At 72.2% G+C, this 1675-nt stretch carries 1 protein-coding gene; it reads right to left on the reverse strand.

Annotated elements, in window-relative coordinates:
• Positions 1-174: 174 nt before the first annotated feature.
• Positions 175-1548 carry an IS1380 family transposase gene (locus ACIQTO_RS38150; RefSeq protein WP_402398275.1) on the reverse strand — a complete coding sequence of 458 codons (1374 nt, stop codon included), beginning with the start codon at positions 1546-1548 and terminating at the stop codon, positions 175-177.
• Positions 1549-1675: the final 127 nt, after the last annotated feature.

The raw sequence follows: 1675 nt of genomic DNA on the forward strand, positions 1-1675 counted from the left end.
GCCTCGATCTTGCATGACGGTTCGTCAGCTTGGCTGGCGGGCCGTTTTTGCTTGTCCGGGTGGGTGCTTCTGTGGGCGAGCATGGCGAGGGCCCGGCTGTCGCGTCGGGTGGGCGCCGGGTTCCACGGCTCGGGATGTGGTCGGGTGCTCGTCGGGGTGGGGCGTTGTCGCTGGTCAGCCGGGGTCTGGCAGGGCGTGCAGGCGGGCGAACGCGCCTGTGATCACGTCGGTCCAGGGCCAGTGGCGGGCGAGGCGGAGGTAGCGGCGGCGGCCGGTGGTGACGAGCTGGGCGGCGGCGGAGAACAGTCGCAGCCGTAGGCGTTTGGGCTCCCAGCGGCGGGCGGTGCCGGTCAGGGCGAGCATGGGCATCCAGGCGAGCAGGTCCAGCGCGAGCTGGACGATCTCCAGCCAGACCTGGTTCTGCGAGGCCCGGTGGAGGGGCAGGTTGCGCAGGCCGGTGTCGCGGGCGGCGCGGATGCGGTCCTCGGCGCGGGCCCGCTGGCGGTGCCGCAGCTCCAGGTTGGCGATCGGGGTGCCCGTGGTGTTGGTGGCGAAGCAGGTCAGCCGCATCCCGTCGGCGTCGGTGAAGCGCAACTGCGCGCCGGGGTGGGGCCGTTCCTTGCGGACGATCAGCCGCATCCCCTTCGGCCAGCCTTTGAGGACGTCGCCGGCGAGTTCGGCGACCCAGGCGCCGTCGCGGACCTCTCCGCCGGGTTCGACTGCGGGGGTCCAGGCCGGGGCCGGGACCCGGAGAACGGCGGCGTGGACGACGTCGGTGGTGGTCATCCCCACCGAGTAGGACAGCCACCGGCCGCGTGCGGTGAGCCAGTTGAGGAAGTCGTGGGTGCCGCCGGCCGAGTCGGTGCGGATCAGGGTGCGGCGGCCGCGCCGGTACTTGACCGGCAGCTGGGCCAGGGCCAGACGGGCGGCCTCGATGTGGTCGGCAGCGGTGTTGGAGCCCGCGTTCCCGGGCCGCAGCAGGCCGGCCACCGGCTCCCCGGCCCCCTCGCGGCCGTGGTCGACGAACGCGAACAGCGGATGGTGCCCGAACGTCTTCTTCCAGGTCTTGGCGGCGTCCTGCTTCTCGGAGTGCGCGAGGACCAGCACGCCGTCGATGTCCACGACCACCTCGCCGCCCGCGTCCGGGGCCGCCTCGCCGGCCAACCGCCAGACCCGCTCGCGGACTTCGGCCCGCGCCCGACGGATCGCCGCGAGTGCGCGGGGCCCGGCCGCGGCGAGGGTGTCGACCAGACGGGAGACGGTCGGGTCGGAAGCGACCGGTCCGAACGCGGCGGGCTCGGCCCGCAGCATCGCGACGTCGGCCAGGCAGTCCCCGCCCAGGGCCACGGTGAGCGCGAGGTCCAGCAGGATCTTGCCGGGATCATGGAGCGCACGCGCCTTGCGCCATGGCGCCAGAGCCTCCGATATCGCCGCGTCCAACCCCACCTTGCGGGCCGTTTCGACCAGCAGCACGGCACCGGCCTGCGAGACCACCCCGCGACCACCGCCCTCGATGCGGACACGCGGATACGACCCGGTACTGTTCATCTGAGAAGTGCTTCTTTCCACGCAGCCGACTGGACCCTAGACAAGTCCCATCGTTGCAGGTCAGGAGCACTTTTCTCTTTTCTGATCACCCGTCGGACAGTGCCTGCCGTGAAAGGCCGAGGCTAGC

Source organism: Kitasatospora sp. NPDC091207, from assembly GCF_044768625.1.
Classification (GTDB): domain Bacteria; phylum Actinomycetota; class Actinomycetes; order Streptomycetales; family Streptomycetaceae; genus Kitasatospora.

Coding starts and splice junctions, on each gene's coding strand:
- ACIQTO_RS38150 (WP_402398275.1), bottom strand. CDS start 1,548: ATGAACAGTACCGGGTCGTATCCGCGTGTCCGCATCGAGGGCGGTGGT.